Genomic DNA, 20098 nt, shown 5'->3' with positions numbered 1-20098 from the left:
GAGGCGGCCTAGACCGTCTCGCCCTTGCTCTCCCGGCGCGGCGCGAGAAACCCGCCGGACTGGCGCGACCAGAGGCCGGCATAGAGGCCGCCGTTCTCCAGCAGCTCCGCGTGCGTGCCCTCCTCGACGATCCGGGCCTCATCCATGACGATGAGACGGTCCATGAGCTGCAGGGTCGAGAGGCGGTGCGCGATGGCGATCACCGTCTTGCCCTCCATGAGGGTCGCGAGCGATTCCTGGATTGCCGCCTCGACCTCGGAGTCGAGCGCCGATGTCGCCTCGTCCAGGATCAGGATCGGCGCATCCTTCAGGATCACGCGGGCAATTGCGATGCGCTGACGCTGGCCGCCGGAGAGCTTTACGCCGCGCTCGCCCACATGGGCGTCGAAGCCGCGCCGCCCTCTGCCGTCGACGAGGCGCTCGATGAAGTCGGTGGCGTGAGCCTGACGCGCGGCCTCGCGCATGGCTTCCTCGCTGGCGTCGGGCCGCCCGTAGAGGATGTTCTCGCGGATGGAGCGGTGCAGCAGCGACGTGTCCTGCGTCACCACGGAGATTTTTCCGCGCAGGCTTTCCTCCTGCACGTCGGCGATGTCCTGCCCGTCGATGAGGATGCGGCCTTCCTGCGGCTCGAAGAAGCGCAGGAGCAGGTTGACCAGCGTGGTCTTGCCGACGCCGGAGCGGCCCACGAGGCCGATCTTCTCGCCGGGCTTCAAGGTGAGATCGAGCCGCTCGATCACCGTATCGCCCTCGCCGTAGGAGAAGGTGACATCCTCGAAGCGGATTTCTCCGCGCGGCACGGTCAGAGGCTTGGCCGTCGGCTTGTCCTGCATGGTGAGCGGGCGCGAGATCGTCTTCATGCCCTCCTGCACCGTGCCGACATTCTCGAAGATGCCCATGACCTCGAAGGCCACCCAGCCCGACATGGAGACGATCTGCGTGGAGAGCAGCAGCGCCGTGGTCATGGTGCCGGCATCGACCCGATTGGCGCTGAAGAGCCACACGGCCACGGCGCCGGTGGCCACCAGGAAGATCGCGTTGAGAAGGGTCAGGCCCGCCACATAGAGCGTGTTGATGCGCTGCTGGCTCATGAAGGCATCGTTGAGCCGGCTGTAGCCCTCGCTGATGTATTCGTCCTCATCCTTGCGGCGCCCGAACAGCTTCACCGTCATGATGTTGGTGAAGCTGTCCACCACCTTGCCGGTGACGGCGGAGCGCGCCTCGCTGGAGAGCCGCGAGCGCGTCTGGATGCGTGGCACGGAAACGCCGAGCAGCGTGGCATAGAGCACGAACCATCCGGCCATGGGGATGGCAAGCCGCCAATCCTGCGTGCCGAGGAGACCGATGGAGGCCGCACCGAAGATCAGGATCTGCCAGACCGCGCGGGCGACGGAGAGAACCGTCTCGCGTAAAGGGCGTCCCGTCTGTAGCACCCGGTTGGCGATGCGCCCGGCAAAATCCTCTTGGAAGAAGCCCAGGGGCTGGCGCACCACGTGCCAGTAGTTCTGCCAATGCACCATGGTGGTGAAGGAGACCGCGAGCGAATGGTTGACGAGGAGCCGGAACAGAATCGTGCCGACGGGCCGCACCACCAGGATGATCGCCGCCATGGCGATCAGCAGCGGCCCGGCCTCGTCGAAGATGCCTTCCGGCGAGGTGGTCGAGAGAGCGTTTACCAGACGGCCGATGAGCCAGGGGATCAGCGCCTCGAAGACCGCGAGCACGAAGCCGAGCGCGAAAAGGGCGATAAACAGGCCCTTCGCCTGCCGGATGAAGTGCCAGTAGAAGCCCCAGAGCGTATCCGGAGGCGATTCCTCCGGCGGCTTCTTCCTGAAATCGATGCGGGTTTCGAAAAAGCGGAACATCAGGGCCTGCGTTCATTGGAGTCCGAATCAAACGGACCGCAGGCCGGAATAATGCAACATTCTTTGTCTTGAGGGTGGCAATCGCGGTGAAGTGAAGACTTACCCCACCGCAAACAGATCCCGCGTCTCGGGGCCTTGCGGCTCCTCGAAGGCATTCGGGTCGCCGGGGGCGGTTTCCCAGCCGAGGTCGGGGAGCGCGATGATGCGCAGGCCCCGTGGGTCGTTGCGGGTCACGACGATGTTGCGGCTTTCCATATAGGCGATGAGGCGCCGCGCCCGGCCGGGCGAGCGGCTGCCGCAGGCCCGCGCGATCTCGCCGTCCGGCGGGCAGGGCGAGGCCTCCATGGCAGCGCGGGCGATGAGCAGGTAGATGCCCTGAATGTCTTCCGCCAGATCGGCCGCGAAGGCGACCGCGCGGTCCCACTCGGTGCCCTCGGCGGTGGCGGTGTCGACGCCGGCGCGGGCGACCGCGAGGCGGCGGCGGAAGGCGTTGAGGTTCAACGGTTCGCCTGCCACGCGGCGGATGCGGCAGCGGACCAGAAAATCCTGATACAGCACGGCCACGGAGCGGAAGGCGGCCTCGGGATCGTCGAGGATCTCGCGCAGGATCACGTCGAGGGCGGCCTCGCGCTCCGCCTTGGACTGCGCGGTCTCCTCCGCTTGCGGCTCGGGTGCTGCGGCAGGCCGGGTACGGGCGAGCTGGGCTAGGAGGTCGTTGGTGGAGGGTGCCGGCGGTGGCGGAGGCGCGCGTCGCGGCATGACCGGGCGGGCCGCCACCTCGTCCTCGCCGGCCTTGAAGATGAGGTCGCGGGCATCTTCCTTGGGCTGCTCGGGGAGCGGCATGAGCTTGAAAGTGCCCGTGCGGGTGGAGGTTTCGACTGCGCCGATGCGGATCGGCAGCGGGCGGCGCGACAGAGCCGGGCCGAGGGCCACGAAATGACCGCGCTCGAGATCGCGGAACATCTCGGCTTGGCGGCGCTCCATGCCCAAGAGGTCGGCGGCGCGGGCCATGTCGATGTCGAGGAAGGTGCGGCCCATGAGGAAGTTGGAGGCTTCCGCCGCCACGTTCTTGGCGAGCTTGGCGAGGCGCTGCGTCGCGATGATGCCGGCCAATCCCCTCTTGCGGCCGCGGCACATGAGGTTGGTCATGGCCCCGAGCGAGACTTTCCTCGCCTCGTCCGACACCTCGCCGGCGGCGGCGGGCGCGAAGAGCTGCGCCTCGTCCACCACCACGAGCATCGGGTACCAGTAGTCGCGCTCCGCATCGAAGAGGCCGCCCAGGAAGGCCGCCGCGCAGCGCATCTGCGCCTCGGCGTCGAGTCCTTCCAGGCTCAAGACTACGGAGACCCGGTGCTGGCGCACGCGGGCGGCGATGCGCTGCAGGTCGCCCTCGGACCGGGAGGCATCCACCACCACATGGCCGAATTTGTCGGCGAGGGTGACGAAATCGCCCTCGGGGTCGATGATGGCCTGCTGGACGAGGTTGGCGCTCTGCTCGAGAAGGCGGCGCAGGAGATGCGACTTGCCGGAGCCCGAATTGCCCTGGACGAGCAGACGCGTCGCCAGAAGCTCTTCGAGATCGAGCAAGGCCGATTGCCCTCCGGGGGCGGAGGACGCCACTCCCATATCAATGCCAGCCTTCATCAGCCTCCCTCTTGCCGTTGCCGTCATAACCCGGCACGGTCCTAACACGGCAAGGCTTAAGGAAGTGCCGGTCGCAGGCACGCTCTCCACAGGCGAGATCGGCTATCCCCAGCCACGACGCCGCAGGATCAAGGAAACCCTTGGGCTTGAGGATCATTAATCCGGGCCACAGCTCCGCCTAGGATGGACGATGCCGATCCCTGCCTACCGAATCACCGACAACCCCATGATTGTCCGAGCCCAGAGCACGACCCCCGGCACGGAGACGCCAGGGTCACAGACCACCCCGCCCGGCGCGGCGGAGACGGAAGGGGCGTTCGGCATTCTCGGGATGATGATCTCGGGCCTGATCATCATCTTCGCCATCGTGCTGCTCTACCTGCGCTCGCGTAACCAGCGCTGATCAGTCGGCTATCGCAACGTCGGCGGCCTTGGCGGCGCTGCCGCGCAGGGGCCTCTCCTCCAGGGCGAGCAGGAAGGCGAGCGCCAGCCCGAAGCCCGCCATGGCGGCCAGGAACACGTAGCTGAACACGTCGGCGAGATTAACGCCGCTCCGGGCTGCGGCTTCGCCCAGGGCCTCGAAGCTCGCAGCCCCCGTGATTCCCGAGCCGCTCAGCACGATGGCGCCGAAGATCGCCACGATGAAGGCGCCGCCGAGCGAGCGGAAGAAATTGGCCGTACCCGTGGCGGTTCCCATCTGGTGCGGCGCCACCGCATTCTGAGTCGTCACCATGGTGACGGGGAGCAGCGTGCCCAGCCCGATGCTGATGATGCCGAGCAGGATCTCGACCATCGTGACGGACAGGGCTTCACCGTAGAGCACGAGCACCCCGGTCGCCGCGATGGCCACCAGGAGGCCGATCGTGGGCAGCCGCTTGTAGTGCTTGACCCGCGCCATGGTGCGCCCTGAGAGCGTGGCGCCAATCACGGTGCCGGCCATGAGGGGGATGAGGGCCAGCCCCGACAGGCTCGCCGAGAGGCCGCGCACGGATTCGAAATAGATCGGAAGATAGATGGTCAGCCCGATATAGGTGCCCATGCCGAAGCAGGCGGCGAGCACGCCCATGCGCACCACGGGGTTGTGCAGCACCCCGGAGGGGATCAGCGGCTCGGGCGCCAGGCGCATGCGCAGGGCGAACAGGATCCAGAGGGCAACCGAACCGGCGAAGAGCCCGAGGATCGGCAGGGAGCTCCAGGGAAAGTGGATTCCGCCCCAGCTCAGGGCCAGAAGCAGCGCGACCGTGGCGGTGATCAGAAGGGTGGCGCCTAACAGGTCCAGCCGGTGCGGGCGCTCGAACCGGGGCAGCTTCTTCAGGCTCTGGAACGCGATGGCGAAGGCGATCAGGCCCAGCGGCAGGTTGATCCAGAAGATCACCGACCAGTGCAAATGCTCGGCGAAGAACCCACCCAGCACGGGACCGAGCAGACTTGAGGTCATGAACACGCTGGCGAAATAGACCTGATAGCGCCCGCGCTCCTTCGGCGGCACGAGATCGGCGATGATGGTCTGGGCCAGCGCGATCAGCCCGCCGCCGCCGATGCCCTGCAGACCGCGGGCGAGAATGAGCACGAACATGCTGGGAGCGAGCGCACAGGCGATGGAGCCGGCGATGAAGACCACGATGCCCACCAGCATGATGCTGCGCCGGCCATACGAGTCGCTGAGCTTGCCGTAGAGCGGCGTCACGGCCGTGGATGTCAGGAGATAGACGGTCACGATCCAGGACAGGTGCTCAAGGTCGCCGAGCTCGCGGCCGATGGTGGGCAGCGCCGTTGCGATGATGGTCTGGTCGAGGGCCGCCAGGAACATGGCGAGCAGGACGCCGATGATGATGGTGCGGATCTCGGTCTGGCTGAGAGCCTTGCTCTGGCCGGGGTGAGGCTGTGCGGGAGGAGATTGGTCCATCGTGTCCATCGGGTTCGGGCAGGCTCATCTAGGAGACAAATCGAGGCCGTGTCGAACCCTTGCCTGCAGGGCTGGTATGCGTCCGGGCTCAAGACTGGGCTAAGTGGCAGCTCCGTCCACAGGTTCCACCTTCGGGCCCGACGGTTTCGCCGCCCTGCCTCTGGCAATGAACGATGATGTTCCTCTATTGTTCGCGCCATGCCGTCCCGCACCCACATCACGCTCGCCCAAGCCCGACGGATTGCGCTCGCCGCCCAGGGTTTTCATGAGGGCCGCCCAGCGGCAGCGACGAAGCGCCATGTCAGCCGTGTGCTGCAGCGCTCGCATCTGCTGCAGATCGATTCGGTCAACGTGCTGGTGCGCGCCCATTACATGCCGCTGTTCTCGCGGCTCGGTTCTTACGATCGGGGATTGCTCGAAAAGATCGCCTATCACCCGAAGAAGCGGGAAGCGTTCGAATATTGGGGCCATGAAGCCTCCCTGATCCGGCTGGACCTGCAGCCCCTGTTCCGCTGGCGCATGGAGCGCGCCGCGCGCGGTGACGGCACCTATGGGGGTCTCGCCCGCTTCGGGCGCGAGAAGCGCGCCTTCATCGAGGAGGTGCGCCGCGAGATCGAGACGCGCGGACCGATCGGCGCGGGCGAGCTCTCGATCGGCGGCAAGGGGCAGGGATCCTGGTGGGGCTGGAGCGACGGCAAGCGGGCGCTCGAATGGCTGTTCTGGGCAGGCCAAGTCACCACGGCGACGCGGCGCGGTTTCGAGCGTCTCTACGACCTGCCGGAACGGGTGCTGCCCTCAGACATCTTGGCCATGCCGACACCCTCGGCCGAGGAGGCGCAGCGGGAACTCCTGCGGTTGTCCATCCGGGCGCTCGGCATCGCCTCGGAGCGCTGCCTGCGCGACTATTTCCGCCTGGAGCCCAAGGATGCGAAGGCGCGCATTCCCGAATTGGTGGAGGCGGGCGACCTCATGCCCGTCACCGTCAAGGGCTGGGATGGCCCAGTCTATCTCGATCCGCAGGCCAAAGTCCCGCGCCGTGTGGAGGCGCGGGCGCTCGTGTCGCCCTTCGACCCCATCGTCTGGGAGCGCACGCGCACGGAGCGCCTGTTCGATTTCCGCTACCGCATCGAGATCTACACCCCGGCCGAGAAGCGGGAATTCGGCTATTACTGCCTGCCCTTCGTGCTGGGCGAGCGGATCGTCGCCCGCGTCGACCTGAAGGCCGACCGGGCCGCGGGCGATCTCATCGTCCACTCCGTCCACCCGGAGGCCTCGGTTGCCCCGGAGGAGATTGCCCCAGCTCTGGGAGACGAGCTGCGCCTGATGGCCGAGTGGCTTAATCTCGGCAGCATCACTGCGCCGAAGGAGTGGCGGAAGCGCCTTGCTGTCTAAGGACAATCCGGCCCCCTGCCGAAGCAAGGGGCCGAAATCATGCATCAGCGCTTCATCATGCCGTCGCTGTTCACGGAGCCGGTTGCCTCCATGCCAACCGGGGTCACGGTGATGCGCGCCACCGACTTCGACGGATCGAACTTCCAGTCGTCCGGCGCATCGGCATTGCCGCGGATGCCCGCATGCATCTGGACCTTGCCGTTCTCCGGATCGCGGTCGGTGCCCATCATGGCGATCAGCGCCGACTTGCGCTCGTTGTTCTTCTCGGTGCCCGCATCGTAGGCCATCGCCTCGATGCGGCGAGGCGAGGACAGCTCATAGGCATTCAGGCCATTGATGCCGGTAAAGCCGTCATTGGTCATGACGAGCATGGCTGCGCCGGACACCATCGGGAACTCGCGGGTGACCTCCAATTCCACCACGCGGCTCTGGCCTGGCAGGATCGGGGTGCCTGATCCGACGGCGCCGAACTCCTCGCCGATGTTCTTCGTCACCACGGACGAGAGCAGCGGCCCCGCATTACCTTCCTCGGCGATGCGCATCAGGCCGAAGGAGGCCTCCTCGCCCTCCTTGAACAGCATCGGCGCCTTGGAGTTGTGGCTGACGAAAACCGGCGGCGACAGGGTCTGGCCGGTGGTCAGGTTCTCGATGGTGATGCGGATGCGCTTGCCTTCGCCCTGGGCATTCATGGAATCCGATGTGGGCCGCGACTGCGCAAAAGCTGCCGATGAGGAGACGAGACCGAGGGCAAGAGCGGTCACGAGAGTACGAGAGCGATACATGCTGAGATCCTTATCCTTGAGGTGAAGGTCCAGCCCCGCGTTGTTGTGGATCTTTTCGCCGTCCGAGGCGCCGCCCCGAACCGCCGTCCAGCCTCTTATTCGGCTGCCACTCACTTATGTTACTTCGTTCACAATTTTGTGAAGTGAAATGTTATAGATATCCGTCACGTAACATTGGGGCCATTCACCGCGAATAGGCTTTGAAGGGGATCGTGTGACGGAACACGAGGAAGCCTGGGCAAGCGCCATGCGGTCGGCGAACCGCGGCGACGCAGATGCTTATGCGCGTCTGCTGAGCGATGTCGCGCGCGCGCTTCGTCGTGTCATCGCCTACGATTCCATCCGGCTGGGTTTGGGCGGCACCGACGTGGAGGATGTCTTGCAGGATGCGTTGCTGGCCATTCACCTGAAGCGGCATACCTGGGACGAGACCCGTCCCATCGTGCCCTGGCTGCGGGCGATTGCCCATTACAAGGCTCTCGATCATGCACGCAGGAGCGGGCGTCGGGTCAGTGTTCCGATCGAGAGCGTGGCCGAGATCATTCCGGCTCCGGAGCCGGAGCCGGAACTTCCGGCATCGACAGGCCGCTTTCTCGAAATGCTCCCGCGCCGGCAGCGGGAGGTGCTGGAGGCGCTGGCCCTCGACGGTGCGAGTATCCGCGAGGCCGCCGAGCGGCTTAAGATGAGCGAAGGCGCCGTGCGCGTCGCCTTGCATCGCGGTCTTGCGGCCCTGGCCGCAAAACTAGGAGGATCGGAGTGAAGACGGATCATCTCATTCACGCCCTTGCAAGGGATCTGCCGGACAGGCCGCAGAACGGAGGCCGGTTGGCGGCTGCACGGCTTATGGCAGCGCTCCTGGTGTCGGGCCTGTTCGTGGCTGCGGTGATTCTCCTGTTCCTCGCTCCGAGTCCGCACCTCGCCCATGGCCCCAACCTCACCACGGCCGTGACCTTGATGGCGGCTCTGGCCCTGACGATCTGCGCGTTCCGCCTCTCACTTCTGATGCAGCGGCCTGACGCTCGGATCGGCTTCGGCACCCTTGCATGGCCCATTCTGCTGCTCCTTGTGGGAGTCGCCATCGAACTGATCCTGCACCCTTCATCGACCTGGACAAGACGCCTGATCGGCGAGGATCCCTTGAACTGCTTCCTGCTGGTTTCGGGCCTGTCCCTCCCCGTTCTGATCGCGGCTCTCGGCGTGCTGAAACAGGGTGCGCCGATTGAGCCCGGCCTTCAGGGCGCCATGGCAGGGCTGCTCTCGGTCGGCGTCACCTCCATGCTGTACGTGCTGCACTGTCCGGAGCCTTCGCTTCTCTACATTGCAGCATGGCACGTGCCGGCGGCTCTGGCGGTCAGCTTCATCGGGGCCAAACTCGGCAGACGCTGGTTGCGCTGGTAGACGCCTCTCGCCAGACGCCTCAGACTTTCCTATGTCCAGGGGATCATGAACACGCTTCTTGCCCCCGCCACCCGCCTCTGGCTGCGCCTGCGTCTCAACGAGGTCGGCCCGCTGCTCTCCGTGTCCGCCTCCGGCTTCTTCGCCTGGGCCTTCATCACGCTTGCCGATGAGGTGCAGGAGGGCGAGACCCATGCGCTCGACAGCGAGCTTCTGCTGGCGCTCCGGGATCCGCAGAATCCGGCCAATCCCCTCGGCCCCTCCTGGGTGGAGGAAGCGGCCAGAGACATCACCGGCCTTGGCGGTTACGCCATTCTGTCGATCATCACCCTGGCCACATGGGTCTATCTGATGATGACCCGCAGGCAGGGCGCAGCGCTTCTGGTGATTGTCGCCATCGTCGGTGGCACGCTGATCTCCACCGGCCTCAAGATGGGCTTCGAGCGGCCGCGCCCGGATCTGGTGCCCCACGCCACCCGGATCTACACCGCGAGCTTTCCCAGCGGCCATGCCATGATGTCGGCCATCACCTACCTGACCCTCGGGGCCCTGCTCGCCCGCGTGGAGAAGAGCCGGCGCGCCAGCGCCTTCATCATGGGGCTGGCCATCATCATGACCCTGCTCGTCGGCGTCAGCCGCGTCTATCTCGGCGTTCACTGGCCGAGCGACGTGGTGGCCGGCTGGTCGGTGGGCGCGGCTTGGGCAGCCTTGTGCTGGTTCGTGGCACTTCAGCTGCAGCGCCGCGGCCAGGTGGAGAAACCCGGCGAAACCTCGCGCTCATCCGACGACAAGCCGGAATGACGGACGAGACCGGCAAACCCGTCCGCAAGCCGCCGCGCAAGGTGTCGGAGGCTTATCTGCAGCGAGCCGCCATGTCCTACCTCGAGCGCTATGCCTCCTCGGCCGAGAACCTGCGCCGGGTGCTGCGGCGCAAGGTCGACAAGCGCTGCCGCCTGCGCGGCGAGGATCCGGCCGAGTTCCACGACATGATCGACGAGGTGGTGGCAAAGAGCCTGAAGATCGGCCTCATCGACGACACCCGCTATGCGGAAGCGCGCGTCGCATCCTTACGCCGCCGGGGCGGATCGGCGCGCGCCATCCAGGCGAAACTCTCCGCCAAGGGCGTCGACCGGAGCACCATCGCGGCAGCCTTGGAGGGAGAAGAAGGCGACGAAGAGCAGGCAGCCCGCGCCTTTGCCCGCCGCCGCAAGCTGGGCCCCTTCCGTCCCGGCGAGCGGGCGCCCTATCGCGACAAGGACCTGGCCGCCATGGCCCGCGCGGGTTTCCGCTTCGATGTGGCGCGGCGGATTGTCGAGGGCGAGCGCGATGAGGACCAGGACGGGCCCTAGCCCCAGCCTATTTCACCCGGGTATTATTGACATGGGTTTTTAACCCGGGTAAAACCCTGCCTCGCTTATTGCTGCAGGGGATGATCATGGCTGACGAAAACCAAACCTACACGGCCTTCGCGGGTATGCGCCGGATCGCGTCAGGCGATCTCGCGACGGTCGCGGCAAAGGCCAAGGCCTCCCTCGATCAGGACCAAGGGACCCCCATCCTGATCCTCGAAGACGAGACCTGCCGGGTCGTCGACATCGATTTCCGCGGAACGGCGGACGATGTGGTGAAACGGCTGGAGCAGACCTCCGGCAAGCCGGAGCCGCGGGGACCGGGCCGGCCCAAGCTCGGTGTCGTGGCTCGCGAAGTCACGCTGCTCCCGCGGCACTGGGAATGGCTCAACGCCCAGCCGGGTGGCGCCTCCGTGGCCCTGCGCAAGCTGGTCGAGGAGGCACGGCGCAGCAACGAGGCGAAGGACCGGGTGCGGCAGTCGCGGGAGGCGCTCTATCGGTTCATGTCGACGCTCGCCGGAGACGAAGCGGGCTTCGAAGAGGCCTCGCGCGCCCTCTTTGCCGGGGATCAGAAGCTTTTCGAGGCCTTGATCCGCCTATGGCCCAAGGATCTTCGCGACCATGCCGAGCGGCTGGCCGGCTCCGCCTTCGTAAGCGAGGCATGAACCCCTTCCAGCGAACGGAGCGCCTCTACCGCACGAACATGATCGTCGGCTTGTCCTTGTAGGTGGTGCGGCAGAACTCCCGGTAGCCGCATTTTTCCGCCACCCGGATGGACGGCTCGTTCTCGGGCGCGATGATGCAGGCCGTGCGCCGGGAGCCGAAATGCGCGTCGCCCCACGCGATGGCGGCGCGCGTGGCTTCCGTCGCATAGCCTTTGCCATGGGCATTGGGCGCGAGCGCCCAGCCGATTTCCGGCATACCGTCGAGGGACGGCTCGATCTCGCGTCGGAAATCCGCGAACCCGACCTCGCCGATGAAGCGCTCGGTCCCTTTCTCGACGATGACCCAGTAGCCGAAACCGAGGGACGCCCAATGTCCGACATTGCGCAGCAGCCGCCCCCATACCTCTTCACGCATCGAAGGCCGGCCGCCGATGAAGCGCGTCACCTCCGGATCGGTCCAGAGCGCGAGGTAGTCGTCGAAGTCGTCGAGCCTGTGCCCCCGCAGGGTGAGGCGGTCCGTTTCGATGGCCGGAACGGTTTCGGCGGAGAGGGGATTCGACATGCGTTTCTCGTCTCTATGCAGGACACCGCATACAAGGCAGCCGGGCAAGGCTCAAGACGGCAGCGCCACAAGCCGGCTTTGCAGAACAAGGCCTGGAGGCTGACGCGACCTGTCCTAGATCACCAACCTCACCGCACAAGGAGATCAGGAATGAACCGCAAGGCAAGAGCCGTCTGGCAGGGCACAGGCAAGGAGGGCACCGGCCATCTCACCTCGGATTCCGGCGTCCTGTCCTCGACGCCCTATTCCTTTAAGACCCGCTTCGAGAACGAGAAGGGCACGAACCCGGAAGAGCTGATCGCCGCCGCGCACGCAGGCTGCTTCACCATGGCGCTCGCCTTCCAGCTCCAGGGCGCGGGCTTCACGCCCAACGAGCTCGCGACGGAAGCGGTGGTCTCCCTCGAACAGGAAGGCAGCGGATTTGCGATCAAGAAATCGGCCCTGACGCTGAACGCCAACGTGCCGGGCATCGACCGGGCCAAATTCGAGGAACTCGCGCGCGCGGCCGAGAAGAACTGCCCGGTGTCGAAGGTGCTCAACGCCGAGATCACGATGGATTTCACGCTGGCGTAAGGCTTCTCAAACTCCCCTCGTCATGGCCGGGCTTGTCCCGGCCATCCACGTTTTAAGAGGTTTGAATACGTGGATGCCCGCAACAAGTGCGGGCATGACGGGTGAGTGAATGAGCAGGATTACGACCCGGCCTTCTTGTAGGCATCCACAATGGCCTGCCCGTCGTTGCCGGCCTTCTTCAGCCAGTCGGCCGTCAGCTGCTCGCCCACCTTCTGCAGGCCCGTCTTCAGCTCGGGGCCGGGAGGCTGCACCTTCATGCCGTTCTTGGCCAACTGCTCGAGATACCACTTGGTCTTTTCCTGAGCCGTCTGCCAGCCACGCTCCTCGGCCGTCTTGGCGGCTTTGAGGATGGCCTCCTGGGTGGGCTTGTCGAGAGCATCGAACGCCGCCTTGTTGACGAAGGTCATGTTCTTCGGAATCCAAGCCTGCGTGTCGTAGAAGTGCGACAGCGACTCCCACACCTTCGCGTCGTAGCCGGTTGCGCCGGAGGTCATGAAGGTGGTGACCACTCCGGTGGCGAGCGCCTGCGGCAGCTCTGCCGCCTGCACGGTCACGGGCTGCGCGCCGACGATCTCGGCGATGCGCGAGGTGCCCACGTTGTAGGCGCGCCACTTCACGCCCTTCAGGTCCTCGACCTTGTTGATGTCCTGCTTAGCGAAGATACCTTGCGGCGGCCACGGCACGGCGAAGAGCAGCATCAGGCCCTGGCCGGCGAGCTTCTTCTCGATGGCCGGGCGCTGCACGTCCCACAGCTTCTTCGACTGGTCGAAGGAGGTGGCGAGGAACGGCACCACGTCGAGGCCGTAGAGCGGATCCTCGTTCTCGTGCAGCGACATCAGCACCTCGCCGGCCTGGGCCTGGCCGGTCTGCACCGCGCGCTTGATCTCCGGCGCCTTGAAGAGCGAGGCGTTGGGATGAACGGTGATCTGCAGCTTGCCGCCGGTCGCGTCCGCCACGTCCTTGGAGAACTGGGTGAGGTTCTCGGTGTGGAAGTTGTCGGCCGGATAGGCGGCCGGCAGGTTCCATTTGGTCTGCGCCATGGCGGGGGCTGCCAGCAGCAGCGCGCCGGCGAGGCTGAGGCCCAGTCGTGTCATATGCTTCATGTGATCCTTCTCCCTCTGGTTATGGTGGATCCTATCCCGGAAAGGCGAGCCGTGGCAGCCACAATGCGATGTCCGGAAAAGCCGTGATGATGGCGACCGCCGCCACGAGCAGGAAAAAGAACGGCAGCGCCGCCCTGGCGACGGTGAAGCTGTCGCGCCCGCTCATGTTCTGCAGCACGAAGAGGTTGAACCCGACCGGCGGCGTGATCTGCGCCATCTCGACCAGGATGATGAGGAAGACGCCGAACCAGATCAGGTCGAAGCCCGCCTGCTTGATCATCGGCAGCACCACCACGGTGGTGAGCACGATCATCGAGATGCCGTCGATGAGGCAGCCGAGCAGGATGTACATGACCGTGAGCGCCGCGATCAGCACGTAGGGCGACAGCTCAAGCGACTCCACCCAGGCGGCGAGCGCCGCGGGAATGCCCGTATAGGCCATGGCGGCCGTGGTGAAGGCCGCGCCCGCCAGGATCAGCATGATCGTGACGGTGAGGCGCGTGGCGCTCAACAGAGAGTCGCGGAACGTCGCCCAGGTGAGCGTGCCCGACCACCAGGCCAGGATGAGAGCGCCCGTCACACCCCAGGCGGCGCATTCGGTGGCCGTCGCCCAGCCGAAGATAAGCGCGCAGAAGATGAGGGCGATCAGCAGCAGGACCGGCAGGAGCTTGGCCGAACTCCGCAGCTTGTAGCCGAGGCTCGTGCGCGGCTCGGGCGGCGGGGATTTCTTCGGATTGAGGGCCGACCACAGGGTGATGTAGCCGGAATAGAGCGCCATCACGAGAAGGCCCGGCAGGAAGCCCGCAAGAAAGACCTGGATCACCGAGACATTCGCCGCGATGGCGTAGACCACCATGGGAATGGACGGCGGGATGAGAAGCCCGAGGGTGCCGGAGCCGGCAAGGCTGCCGAGGCTCATCAGGTCGTCGTAGCCGCGCTTCTTTAATTCTGGCAGCGCGATCTTTCCGATGGTCGCGCAGGTGGCGGCGGACGAGCCCGACACCGCCGCGAACACGCCGCAGCCGACCACGTTCACGTGCAGCAGGCGCCCGGGCAGCCAGTTGAGCCAGGGCGCGAGGCCGAGGAACATCTGCTCGGACAGGCGCGTGCGAAAGAGGATCTCGCCCATCCAGATGAAGAGCGGCAGGGCCGCGAGAGACCAGGAGGCGGAGCTCGACCACACGGTGGTGGCGAGCACCGGCCCGATGGGAACCGACGTGACCATCAGGATGGCCGCAAACCCCACGATCAGCAGCGCGATTCCGATCCAGACCCCTAGGGCCAGGAGGCCCATGAGCAGGCCGAGGAGAATGGTGGCGGTGGTGACGAGGCCGAGATCTGCAAACATCGTTTAGAGCCCGCTCTCGGCTGCGCGGTTGACGATCTCCTCCGGCGTTTCGGCCGGCGGTTTTTCGTATCGCGGCCCATGGCCTCTGAGAACGTGCACGAGTTCGTCGATGAACGCGATCGCGAGGATCGTCAGGCCGATCGAATAACCGAGCTGGGGAAACCAGAGCGGCACCGCGACCGCTCCCTGGGACATGTCGTTGAAGCGCCAGCTGTCATAGGTCATGTGCACCGCGTACCAGGCGAAGAACCCGATCACCGCCGTGCCGATGAGAAGGCACAGGATCTCGATGCCGCGCCGCGCGCCGGCAGGAAGCCGTTCGAGCACCAGCCCGATGCGGATCAGCTCGCCCGACCTGAAGGTGTGGGCGAGACCTAAGAACGCCATCGCGGCCATGGACCAGGCGGCGTAATCGTCACCCGCCGGGACGTTGATCCCGAACTCGCGTCCGAGCGAGAGAGTCATCATCAGGAGGAAGATCGTGATCAGGAAGACGCCTGCCAGATATCCGGCGAAGAGATAGAGACCGTCGAGCAGGGTTCTGATCATGCGAAGCGTTCTCTCCCGGTCGTGACGCGCAGGCTGAGCTTACCGTCACGGTGGGTAAGGGCAAGGGCCTGTCTGGGATTGAATGCATAAGCTTGCGCCGCTTTGTGCCGGAGGAGTGGGCAATGCTCTCGAACCTTGGTGTCATTCCCGCCCAAAGCGCAGCGGAGGGGAAGGGAATCCACTCAGCCGCTCAGCGCCATGGGTCCCCTTCCCGGCCTTACGGCCACCGAGGATGACACCACCGCCTCCCTATGCGACCTCCCGCCCCTCTCCTGAAGCCCTCGCCAGCACCCTATCTTCATGCTAGAACAAAACACGAACAATTCTGCGGAAGACCGATGGACGAGAAGCTTTCGAAGAAGCTGCGCATTCTGGCGGACGCGGCGAAGTATGACGCCTCCTGCTCCTCCTCGGGGGCGCCCAAGCGCAAGTCGGATCCCGATGGTCTCGGCTCCACGGTTGGGACCGGGATCTGTCACGCCTACACGCCGGACGGGCGTTGCGTGTCCCTGCTCAAGATCCTGCTCACCAATTACTGCCTGTTCGACTGCGCCTATTGCGTGAACCGGCGCTCGTCCAATGTGAAGCGGGCGAAGTTCTCCGTGGACGAGGTGGTGACGCTCACGGTGGAGTTCTACAAGCGCAACTACATCGAGGGCCTGTTCCTGTCCTCCGGCATCATCCGCTCGCCCGACTACACCATGGAGCAGATGATCCTGGTGGCGAAGAAGCTGCGGCGCGACCATGGCTTTCGCGGCTATATCCACCTGAAGACGATTCCCGAGGCGAGCCCCTGGCTCATCGAGGAGGCGGGCCTGTGGGCCGACCGCCTGTCGATCAACCTCGAACTGCCGACGGAGAAGAGCCTGGAGCAGTTGGCGCCGGAAAAGGACGGCGCATCGATCGAGACCGCCATGGAGCAGATGTCCGAGCGCATCGAAGAGGCGCGCGAGGAGCGGCGCCATTTCTCGCCCGCCGGCCAGACCACGCAGATGATCGTGGGCGCGGACGAGACGACGGATGCGGATGTGCTGCGCAAGTCGGCCACGCTCTACGGCCATTACGCCATGAAGCGCGTCTATTACTCCGCCTTCAGCCCGATTCCGGATTCGAGCGCGATCCTGCCCCTGAAATCGCCGCCGCTCATGCGCGAGAACAGGCTCTACCAGGCCGATTGGCTGCTGCGCTATTACGGCTTCGACGTGGACGAGATCGCTTCAAGCACCGAACAAGGCATGCTCGACCTCGATGTCGACCCGAAGCTCGCCTGGGCCCTCAAGAACCGCCACCGCTTTCCGGTGGATGTGAACCGGGCCGATCGCGAGATGCTGCTGCGCGTGCCGGGCCTCGGCGCCCGCGCCGTCGACAAGATCGTGGTGGCGCGCAAGCACACGACCCTGCGCCTGGAGGATGTCGCCCGCCTCACCTCCGGGCTGAAACGCGCCAAGCCCTTCCTCATCACGGCCGATCATCATCCGAAAGCGCGGCTCGACAAGCTCGACCTGCGCGAGCGGCTGATCGAGAAGCCGGAACAGCTGAGTCTGTTCGTATGATCCAAACAACGAGCTATCATTCCGAAGCCGCGCCGAAGGTGTGGAAATCCATAAACACGACGGATCAAGAAGGGATGATCCGTGTTGCGCCTCTTCCTGCGCCGTCAGCGGTTATGGATTCCGGGCTCTCGTTTCACTCGCCCCGGAATGACACGGGAGAGCAGTCATGACCCTCCACCGCATCACCCTCAAAACCGGCGCGGATCTGCAAACCTTCCGCAAGGCGGTGCGCTGGCTGATTGCCGAGGAACTCGCGCCGCAGCATGTGATGTTCGCCGTCGACGATGCGCCGGGACTCTTCGGCAACGAGACGGTCGCTGAGGCGCCGCCGGTCACCATCCCGAAAGGCGTGTCGCGGCTGATCGAGCAGGTGGTCTGCCACAGCGATCCCGAGCGCTACGCTCTGCTTTACAGCCTCGTCTGGCGCGTCCTGAACGGCGAACGCGATCTGTTGGAGGTCGCAAGCGATCCGCTGGTGCACCGCATCGACCTGATGGCCCGCTCCGTGCGGCGCGACCTGCACAAGATGCACGCCTTCGTGCGCTTCCGCCGGATGCAGGGAGAGCTTGAACGCTTCGCCGCCTGGTTCGAGCCGGAGCATTTCATTTTGGAGGCGGCAGCGCCCTTCTTCGTCGACCGTTTCCGGTCGATGGACTGGACGATCCTCACGCCCATCGGCTCCGCGCGCTGGGATCGGCATGAGCTCGCCTTCGGCCCGCCCGCGCAACGGGAAGATGCGCCCGTGGAGGACAGCTTCGAGGAGGGCTGGCGCGGCTATTACGAGAGCGTGTTCAACCCGGCGCGTGTCAATCCCACGGCCATGCGGGCCGAGATGCCCAAGAAGTACTGGCGCAACATGCCCGAGACCGCCGCCATTCCCGGCCTGATCCAAACCGCCGCTCAGCGCGTTGAACGGATGATCGAACAGGAGGCGACGATGCCCACCAAACGCACGCCGGAACGCGCCCTCGAGGCCATGTGGGATCAGGAACCGAAGACGCTTGAAGAGCTCAACGCCATCATCGCGAAAGCTGGCCCGCTGGTGCCCGGCGCCACGCAGGCCGTCTTCGGCGAAGGCCCGCACCATGCCGAGATCGTCTTCGTCGGCGAGCAGCCGGGCGACCAGGAGGACCTGCAGGGGCGGCCCTTCGTTGGCCCCGCCGGCAAGCTTCTCACCAAAGCCATGAGGGAAACCGGGATTGGGCGTAGCCAAGCCTATCTCACCAATGCGGTGAAGCACTTCAAGTTCGAGCAGCGCGGCCACCGGCGCATCCATTCCAAGCCCACGGCCGGCGAGGTGAAGCACTACCGGCCCTGGCTGATGAAGGAGCTGGAGCTGGTGCGGCCCAAGCTCGTGGTGGCGCTCGGCGCGACCGCCGTTCTCGCGCTCTCCGGCAAGGCGACGCCGATCACGCGCTCGCGGGGACGCGCCAAGTTCGGCGCCTATGAGGGCTACATCACTGTGCATCCGAGCTACCTGCTGCGCCTGCCCGACGAGGCGACGAAGCGGGAGGCCTACGAGGCATTTCTGGGTGATCTGCGCCGCATCCACGATCTGGCCCAGGCCAACCTGGAAACCGGCGAGCTGCCGCTCGCAGCGGAGTAGCAGGGGCGCTGGCCTACCCCTCTGGGGGAGTTGCCAGGCTTGCGATATGAGCAGACCCTGACCGACGCCGGAGCCGCTTTGGTTCGGCAGAGGGAGGCGCCGGAAAACCGGCGAATGAGCCATGCCGCAATTCGTGATCGAACGAAATATGCCGAACGTGGGCAATCTGTCTGCCGCGGACCTGCAGCAGGCCTCCAGAACCTCGTGCGATACCCTTCGCGAGCTGGGCCCCGAGATCCAGTGGGTTCACAGCTATGTCACGGACAACAAGATCTACTGCGTCTACCGGGCACCGGACGAGGGGATGATCCGCGAGCATGCCCAGAAGGCAGGATTCCCGGCCGACAGCATCTCGCAGGTCCGCTCAGTCATCGATCCGACAACGGCCGATTAAAGCGATCGCCTCCTGAAGCCGGGTGCGTGAAGGATCTATCCTGTACGGTGACTCGATAGTGCGGAAGCAGGAGCCGGTTCCACATGGGTCGGACCGGCAGCATCCGCCGCATCGCCGCCTTTCTGTCGCTGTCGGTCAAGATAGCGCATGATGGGCGTGACGGTCGTTCCGTGCAGCACGATGGAGATCAGCACGATCAGCCCCATGGTGCCCCACAGCAGATGCGGCTCCTCGAACGACGCGTGATTGAGCCCATAGGCGAGATAATAGGCCGAGCCGAGGCCCCGGATGCCGAAGAAGCTGATCACGGCTTTCTCGTCCCATTTCTGGTCCCGCCCGAGAAGGCTGATCCATCCGATCAGGGGCCGCACCAGGAAGATCGCCAGAATGGCATAAAGAACAACCTGCCAGTTCAGGATGAGGAGCCCCCCTTCCGCCAGGGCGCCACCGAAGATGACGAGAAGCACCATCATGAGCAGCCGCTCGAGCTGCTCCACAAAGTCGTGCAGCTTCTCGTGGTATTCATGATTCCGCTCCACCGACCTCAGGCCGAGCGCCGCCACGAACACGGCGAGAAAGCCATAGCCATGGACCATTTCGGTCAGGCCATAAGCTAGGCAGGTGATGCCCAGGGCTACGAAGCCGTCTCCGGTGCGGGAGAGCTTGGCGCGGTTGGGGAGCCGGAAGGTCAGCCATCCAAGGCTTCGCCCGACCACCCAGCCCATGGCAACCCCCGCCCCCAGCTTCCAGATCACATCCACGCTCAGCCAGTGGAGGAGCCAGGGCTCGCCGGACTGGCTGGCAAGCGCGAGGGCAACGGCAAGGTTGACGAAGGGAAAGGCCAGCCCGTCATTGAGGCCTGCCTCCGACGTCAAGGTGAAGCGGACCTCGTCCTCCATGCCCTCCCCTGGCGGCCCGACCTGCACATCGCTCGCCAGAACCGGATCGGTAGGGGCAAGAGAGGCCGCCAGCAGGATCGCCGTGGCAGCACCAAGCCCGAGCAGGGTGTGGCCCAGAATCGCCAGAGCCGCGATGGTGAGCGGCATGGCGATGCCGAGCAGGCGCCAGGTGAGCATGCAGCTCGCCCAGGCGAGGGGCCGGTCGAGCTTCAGGCCTGCGCCCATCAGCGCGATGATTACGATGAACTCCGTCAGCCGTTCCGTGATCGCCAGATGCTCCTGCGGGTGGGGAGCGATGCCGGGCACAGGCGGAAGGGAAAAGATCACTGCTCCGAGGCCGACGCAGAAGATCGGCAGGGACAACGGCAGCTCCTTCAGGAGCATCGGGAGCCACGCGGTCAGCAGCACAAGGGCTCCGAACCCGGCCAGGACGAGGATGTAAGCATTCATAAGGCAGCGAACGCGGGCCAGACTCGGCAGTTCCGAGCGTGAAGCCGTTAATCCCCATTAACTGCC

General features: G+C 65.4%; 20 protein-coding genes. 11 read left to right on the top strand and 9 right to left on the bottom strand.

The window, feature by feature from the left end; translation table 11 throughout:
* Positions 1-8: 8 nt before the first annotated feature.
* Complete coding sequence (locus tag JQC81_RS06355) at positions 9-1862, bottom strand: ABC transporter ATP-binding protein (protein ID WP_203270976.1); 1854 nt, start codon at positions 1860-1862, stop codon at positions 9-11.
* Positions 1863-1961: 99 nt separating this feature from the next.
* On the bottom strand, positions 1962-3506 hold the full coding sequence (locus JQC81_RS06350) for a helicase HerA domain-containing protein (protein ID WP_203270975.1): 1545 nt from the start codon (positions 3504-3506) through the stop codon (positions 1962-1964).
* A gap of 190 nt (positions 3507-3696) precedes the next feature.
* On the opposite strand from JQC81_RS06350, the gene JQC81_RS06345 reads away from it, so the two are divergent.
* On the top strand, positions 3697-3909 hold the full coding sequence (locus tag JQC81_RS06345; protein WP_203270974.1) for a hypothetical protein: 213 nt from the start codon (positions 3697-3699) through the stop codon (positions 3907-3909).
* Here JQC81_RS06345 and JQC81_RS06340 read toward each other — a convergent pair whose 3' ends face one another.
* Positions 3910-5421, bottom strand: a complete 1512-nt coding sequence (locus JQC81_RS06340; RefSeq protein ID WP_376772373.1) for an MDR family MFS transporter — start codon at positions 5419-5421, stop codon at positions 3910-3912.
* Positions 5422-5610: 189 nt separating this feature from the next.
* Between JQC81_RS06340 and JQC81_RS06335 the strand changes: the two genes are divergently transcribed.
* Positions 5611-6804 carry a winged helix-turn-helix domain-containing protein gene (locus JQC81_RS06335; RefSeq protein ID WP_203270972.1) on the top strand — a complete coding sequence of 398 codons (1194 nt, stop codon included), beginning with the start codon at positions 5611-5613 and terminating at the stop codon, positions 6802-6804.
* A gap of 44 nt (positions 6805-6848) precedes the next feature.
* On the opposite strand, the gene JQC81_RS06330 is transcribed toward JQC81_RS06335, so the two are convergent.
* On the bottom strand, positions 6849-7586 hold the full coding sequence (locus tag JQC81_RS06330; protein ID WP_203270971.1) for a spondin domain-containing protein: 738 nt from the start codon (positions 7584-7586) through the stop codon (positions 6849-6851).
* Between the two features lie 214 nt (positions 7587-7800).
* On the opposite strand from JQC81_RS06330, the gene JQC81_RS06325 reads away from it, so the two are divergent.
* From JQC81_RS06325 to JQC81_RS06305, 5 genes are all read left to right on the top strand, one after another.
* Positions 7801-8346 (top strand): sigma-70 family RNA polymerase sigma factor, encoded by a 546-nt coding sequence (locus JQC81_RS06325; protein ID WP_203270970.1) that lies wholly within the window; start codon positions 7801-7803, stop codon positions 8344-8346.
* The gene (locus JQC81_RS06320) at positions 8343-8984 is read left to right on the top strand and encodes an NrsF family protein (protein WP_203270969.1); all 642 of its coding nucleotides are present in this window, start codon (positions 8343-8345) and stop codon (positions 8982-8984) included. The genes JQC81_RS06325 and JQC81_RS06320 overlap by 4 nt, the downstream gene beginning before the upstream one ends.
* 45 nt (positions 8985-9029) lie before the next feature.
* Positions 9030-9782 (top strand): phosphatase PAP2 family protein, encoded by a 753-nt coding sequence (locus JQC81_RS06315; protein WP_203270968.1) that lies wholly within the window; start codon positions 9030-9032, stop codon positions 9780-9782.
* Complete coding sequence (locus JQC81_RS06310) at positions 9779-10330, top strand: regulatory protein RecX (RefSeq protein WP_203270967.1); 552 nt, start codon at positions 9779-9781, stop codon at positions 10328-10330. Before JQC81_RS06315 ends, JQC81_RS06310 begins: the two co-directional genes overlap by 4 nt.
* 80 nt (positions 10331-10410) lie before the next feature.
* On the top strand, positions 10411-10995 hold the full coding sequence (locus tag JQC81_RS06305) for a DUF2239 family protein (RefSeq protein WP_203270966.1): 585 nt from the start codon (positions 10411-10413) through the stop codon (positions 10993-10995).
* A 25-nt stretch (positions 10996-11020) separates the two neighbouring features.
* Here JQC81_RS06305 and JQC81_RS06300 read toward each other — a convergent pair whose 3' ends face one another.
* Complete coding sequence (locus tag JQC81_RS06300; RefSeq protein ID WP_203270965.1) at positions 11021-11557, bottom strand: GNAT family N-acetyltransferase; 537 nt, start codon at positions 11555-11557, stop codon at positions 11021-11023.
* Positions 11558-11707: 150 nt separating this feature from the next.
* On the opposite strand from JQC81_RS06300, the gene JQC81_RS06295 reads away from it, so the two are divergent.
* Positions 11708-12130 carry an OsmC family protein gene (locus JQC81_RS06295; RefSeq protein ID WP_199051573.1) on the top strand — a complete coding sequence of 141 codons (423 nt, stop codon included), beginning with the start codon at positions 11708-11710 and terminating at the stop codon, positions 12128-12130.
* 119 nt (positions 12131-12249) lie between these two features.
* Here JQC81_RS06295 and JQC81_RS06290 read toward each other — a convergent pair whose 3' ends face one another.
* Genes JQC81_RS06290 through JQC81_RS06280 form a run of 3 tightly spaced genes read right to left on the bottom strand, consistent with a single transcriptional unit; the run spans position 12250 to position 15130 of the window.
* Positions 12250-13233: a TRAP transporter substrate-binding protein gene (locus tag JQC81_RS06290; RefSeq protein ID WP_203270964.1), complete on the bottom strand. Its 984-nt coding sequence runs from the start codon at positions 13231-13233 to the stop codon at positions 12250-12252.
* A 31-nt stretch (positions 13234-13264) separates the two neighbouring features.
* On the bottom strand, positions 13265-14581 hold the full coding sequence (locus JQC81_RS06285) for a TRAP transporter large permease (protein WP_203270963.1): 1317 nt from the start codon (positions 14579-14581) through the stop codon (positions 13265-13267).
* Between the two features lie 3 nt (positions 14582-14584).
* A complete protein-coding gene (locus tag JQC81_RS06280; protein ID WP_203270962.1) occupies positions 14585-15130 on the bottom strand; it encodes a TRAP transporter small permease in 546 nt (181 codons plus the stop codon).
* 338 nt (positions 15131-15468) lie between these two features.
* Between JQC81_RS06280 and JQC81_RS06275 the strand changes: the two genes are divergently transcribed.
* From JQC81_RS06275 to JQC81_RS06265, 3 genes are all read left to right on the top strand, one after another.
* The gene (locus JQC81_RS06275; RefSeq protein ID WP_203270961.1) at positions 15469-16683 is read left to right on the top strand and encodes a putative DNA modification/repair radical SAM protein; all 1215 of its coding nucleotides are present in this window, start codon (positions 15469-15471) and stop codon (positions 16681-16683) included.
* 166 nt (positions 16684-16849) lie between these two features.
* Positions 16850-18289, top strand: a complete 1440-nt coding sequence (locus JQC81_RS06270) for a UdgX family uracil-DNA binding protein (RefSeq protein ID WP_203270960.1) — start codon at positions 16850-16852, stop codon at positions 18287-18289.
* A 133-nt stretch (positions 18290-18422) separates the two neighbouring features.
* Positions 18423-18683: a DUF4242 domain-containing protein gene (locus JQC81_RS06265; protein ID WP_312887481.1), complete on the top strand. Its 261-nt coding sequence runs from the start codon at positions 18423-18425 to the stop codon at positions 18681-18683.
* Between the two features lie 35 nt (positions 18684-18718).
* Here the strand turns inward: JQC81_RS06265 and JQC81_RS06260 are convergent, their stop codons facing one another.
* Positions 18719-20032 (bottom strand): cation:proton antiporter, encoded by a 1314-nt coding sequence (locus JQC81_RS06260; protein ID WP_203270958.1) that lies wholly within the window; start codon positions 20030-20032, stop codon positions 18719-18721.
* Positions 20033-20098 lie beyond the last annotated feature (66 nt).

Origin of the sequence: Microvirga arabica (assembly GCF_016811235.1) — a bacterium.
In the GTDB taxonomy this organism is placed as follows: domain Bacteria; phylum Pseudomonadota; class Alphaproteobacteria; order Rhizobiales; family Beijerinckiaceae; genus Microvirga; species Microvirga arabica.
This window is presented reverse-complemented; position numbering and strand designations above follow the sequence as displayed.

What these genes read in the sequence shown, in the direction of transcription:
- JQC81_RS06355 (WP_203270976.1), bottom strand. Translation starts at nt 1,862, where the DNA reads ATGTTCCGCTTTTTCGAAACCCGCATCGATTTCAGGAAGAAGCCGCCG.
- JQC81_RS06350 (WP_203270975.1), bottom strand. Translation starts at nt 3,506, where the DNA reads ATGAAGGCTGGCATTGATATGGGAGTGGCGTCCTCCGCCCCCGGAGGG.
- JQC81_RS06345 (WP_203270974.1), top strand. Translation starts at nt 3,697, where the DNA reads ATGCCGATCCCTGCCTACCGAATCACCGACAACCCCATGATTGTCCGA.
- JQC81_RS06340 (WP_376772373.1), bottom strand. Translation starts at nt 5,421, where the DNA reads ATGGACACGATGGACCAATCTCCTCCCGCACAGCCTCACCCCGGCCAG.
- JQC81_RS06335 (WP_203270972.1), top strand. Translation starts at nt 5,611, where the DNA reads ATGCCGTCCCGCACCCACATCACGCTCGCCCAAGCCCGACGGATTGCG.
- JQC81_RS06330 (WP_203270971.1), bottom strand. Translation starts at nt 7,586, where the DNA reads ATGTATCGCTCTCGTACTCTCGTGACCGCTCTTGCCCTCGGTCTCGTC.
- JQC81_RS06315 (WP_203270968.1), top strand. Translation starts at nt 9,030, where the DNA reads ATGAACACGCTTCTTGCCCCCGCCACCCGCCTCTGGCTGCGCCTGCGT.
- JQC81_RS06310 (WP_203270967.1), top strand. Translation starts at nt 9,779, where the DNA reads ATGACGGACGAGACCGGCAAACCCGTCCGCAAGCCGCCGCGCAAGGTG.
- JQC81_RS06305 (WP_203270966.1), top strand. Translation starts at nt 10,411, where the DNA reads ATGATCATGGCTGACGAAAACCAAACCTACACGGCCTTCGCGGGTATG.
- JQC81_RS06300 (WP_203270965.1), bottom strand. Translation starts at nt 11,557, where the DNA reads ATGTCGAATCCCCTCTCCGCCGAAACCGTTCCGGCCATCGAAACGGAC.
- JQC81_RS06295 (WP_199051573.1), top strand. Translation starts at nt 11,708, where the DNA reads ATGAACCGCAAGGCAAGAGCCGTCTGGCAGGGCACAGGCAAGGAGGGC.
- JQC81_RS06290 (WP_203270964.1), bottom strand. Translation starts at nt 13,233, where the DNA reads ATGAAGCATATGACACGACTGGGCCTCAGCCTCGCCGGCGCGCTGCTG.
- JQC81_RS06285 (WP_203270963.1), bottom strand. Translation starts at nt 14,581, where the DNA reads ATGTTTGCAGATCTCGGCCTCGTCACCACCGCCACCATTCTCCTCGGC.
- JQC81_RS06280 (WP_203270962.1), bottom strand. Translation starts at nt 15,130, where the DNA reads ATGATCAGAACCCTGCTCGACGGTCTCTATCTCTTCGCCGGATATCTG.
- JQC81_RS06275 (WP_203270961.1), top strand. Translation starts at nt 15,469, where the DNA reads ATGGACGAGAAGCTTTCGAAGAAGCTGCGCATTCTGGCGGACGCGGCG.
- JQC81_RS06270 (WP_203270960.1), top strand. Translation starts at nt 16,850, where the DNA reads ATGACCCTCCACCGCATCACCCTCAAAACCGGCGCGGATCTGCAAACC.
- JQC81_RS06260 (WP_203270958.1), bottom strand. Translation starts at nt 20,032, where the DNA reads ATGAATGCTTACATCCTCGTCCTGGCCGGGTTCGGAGCCCTTGTGCTG.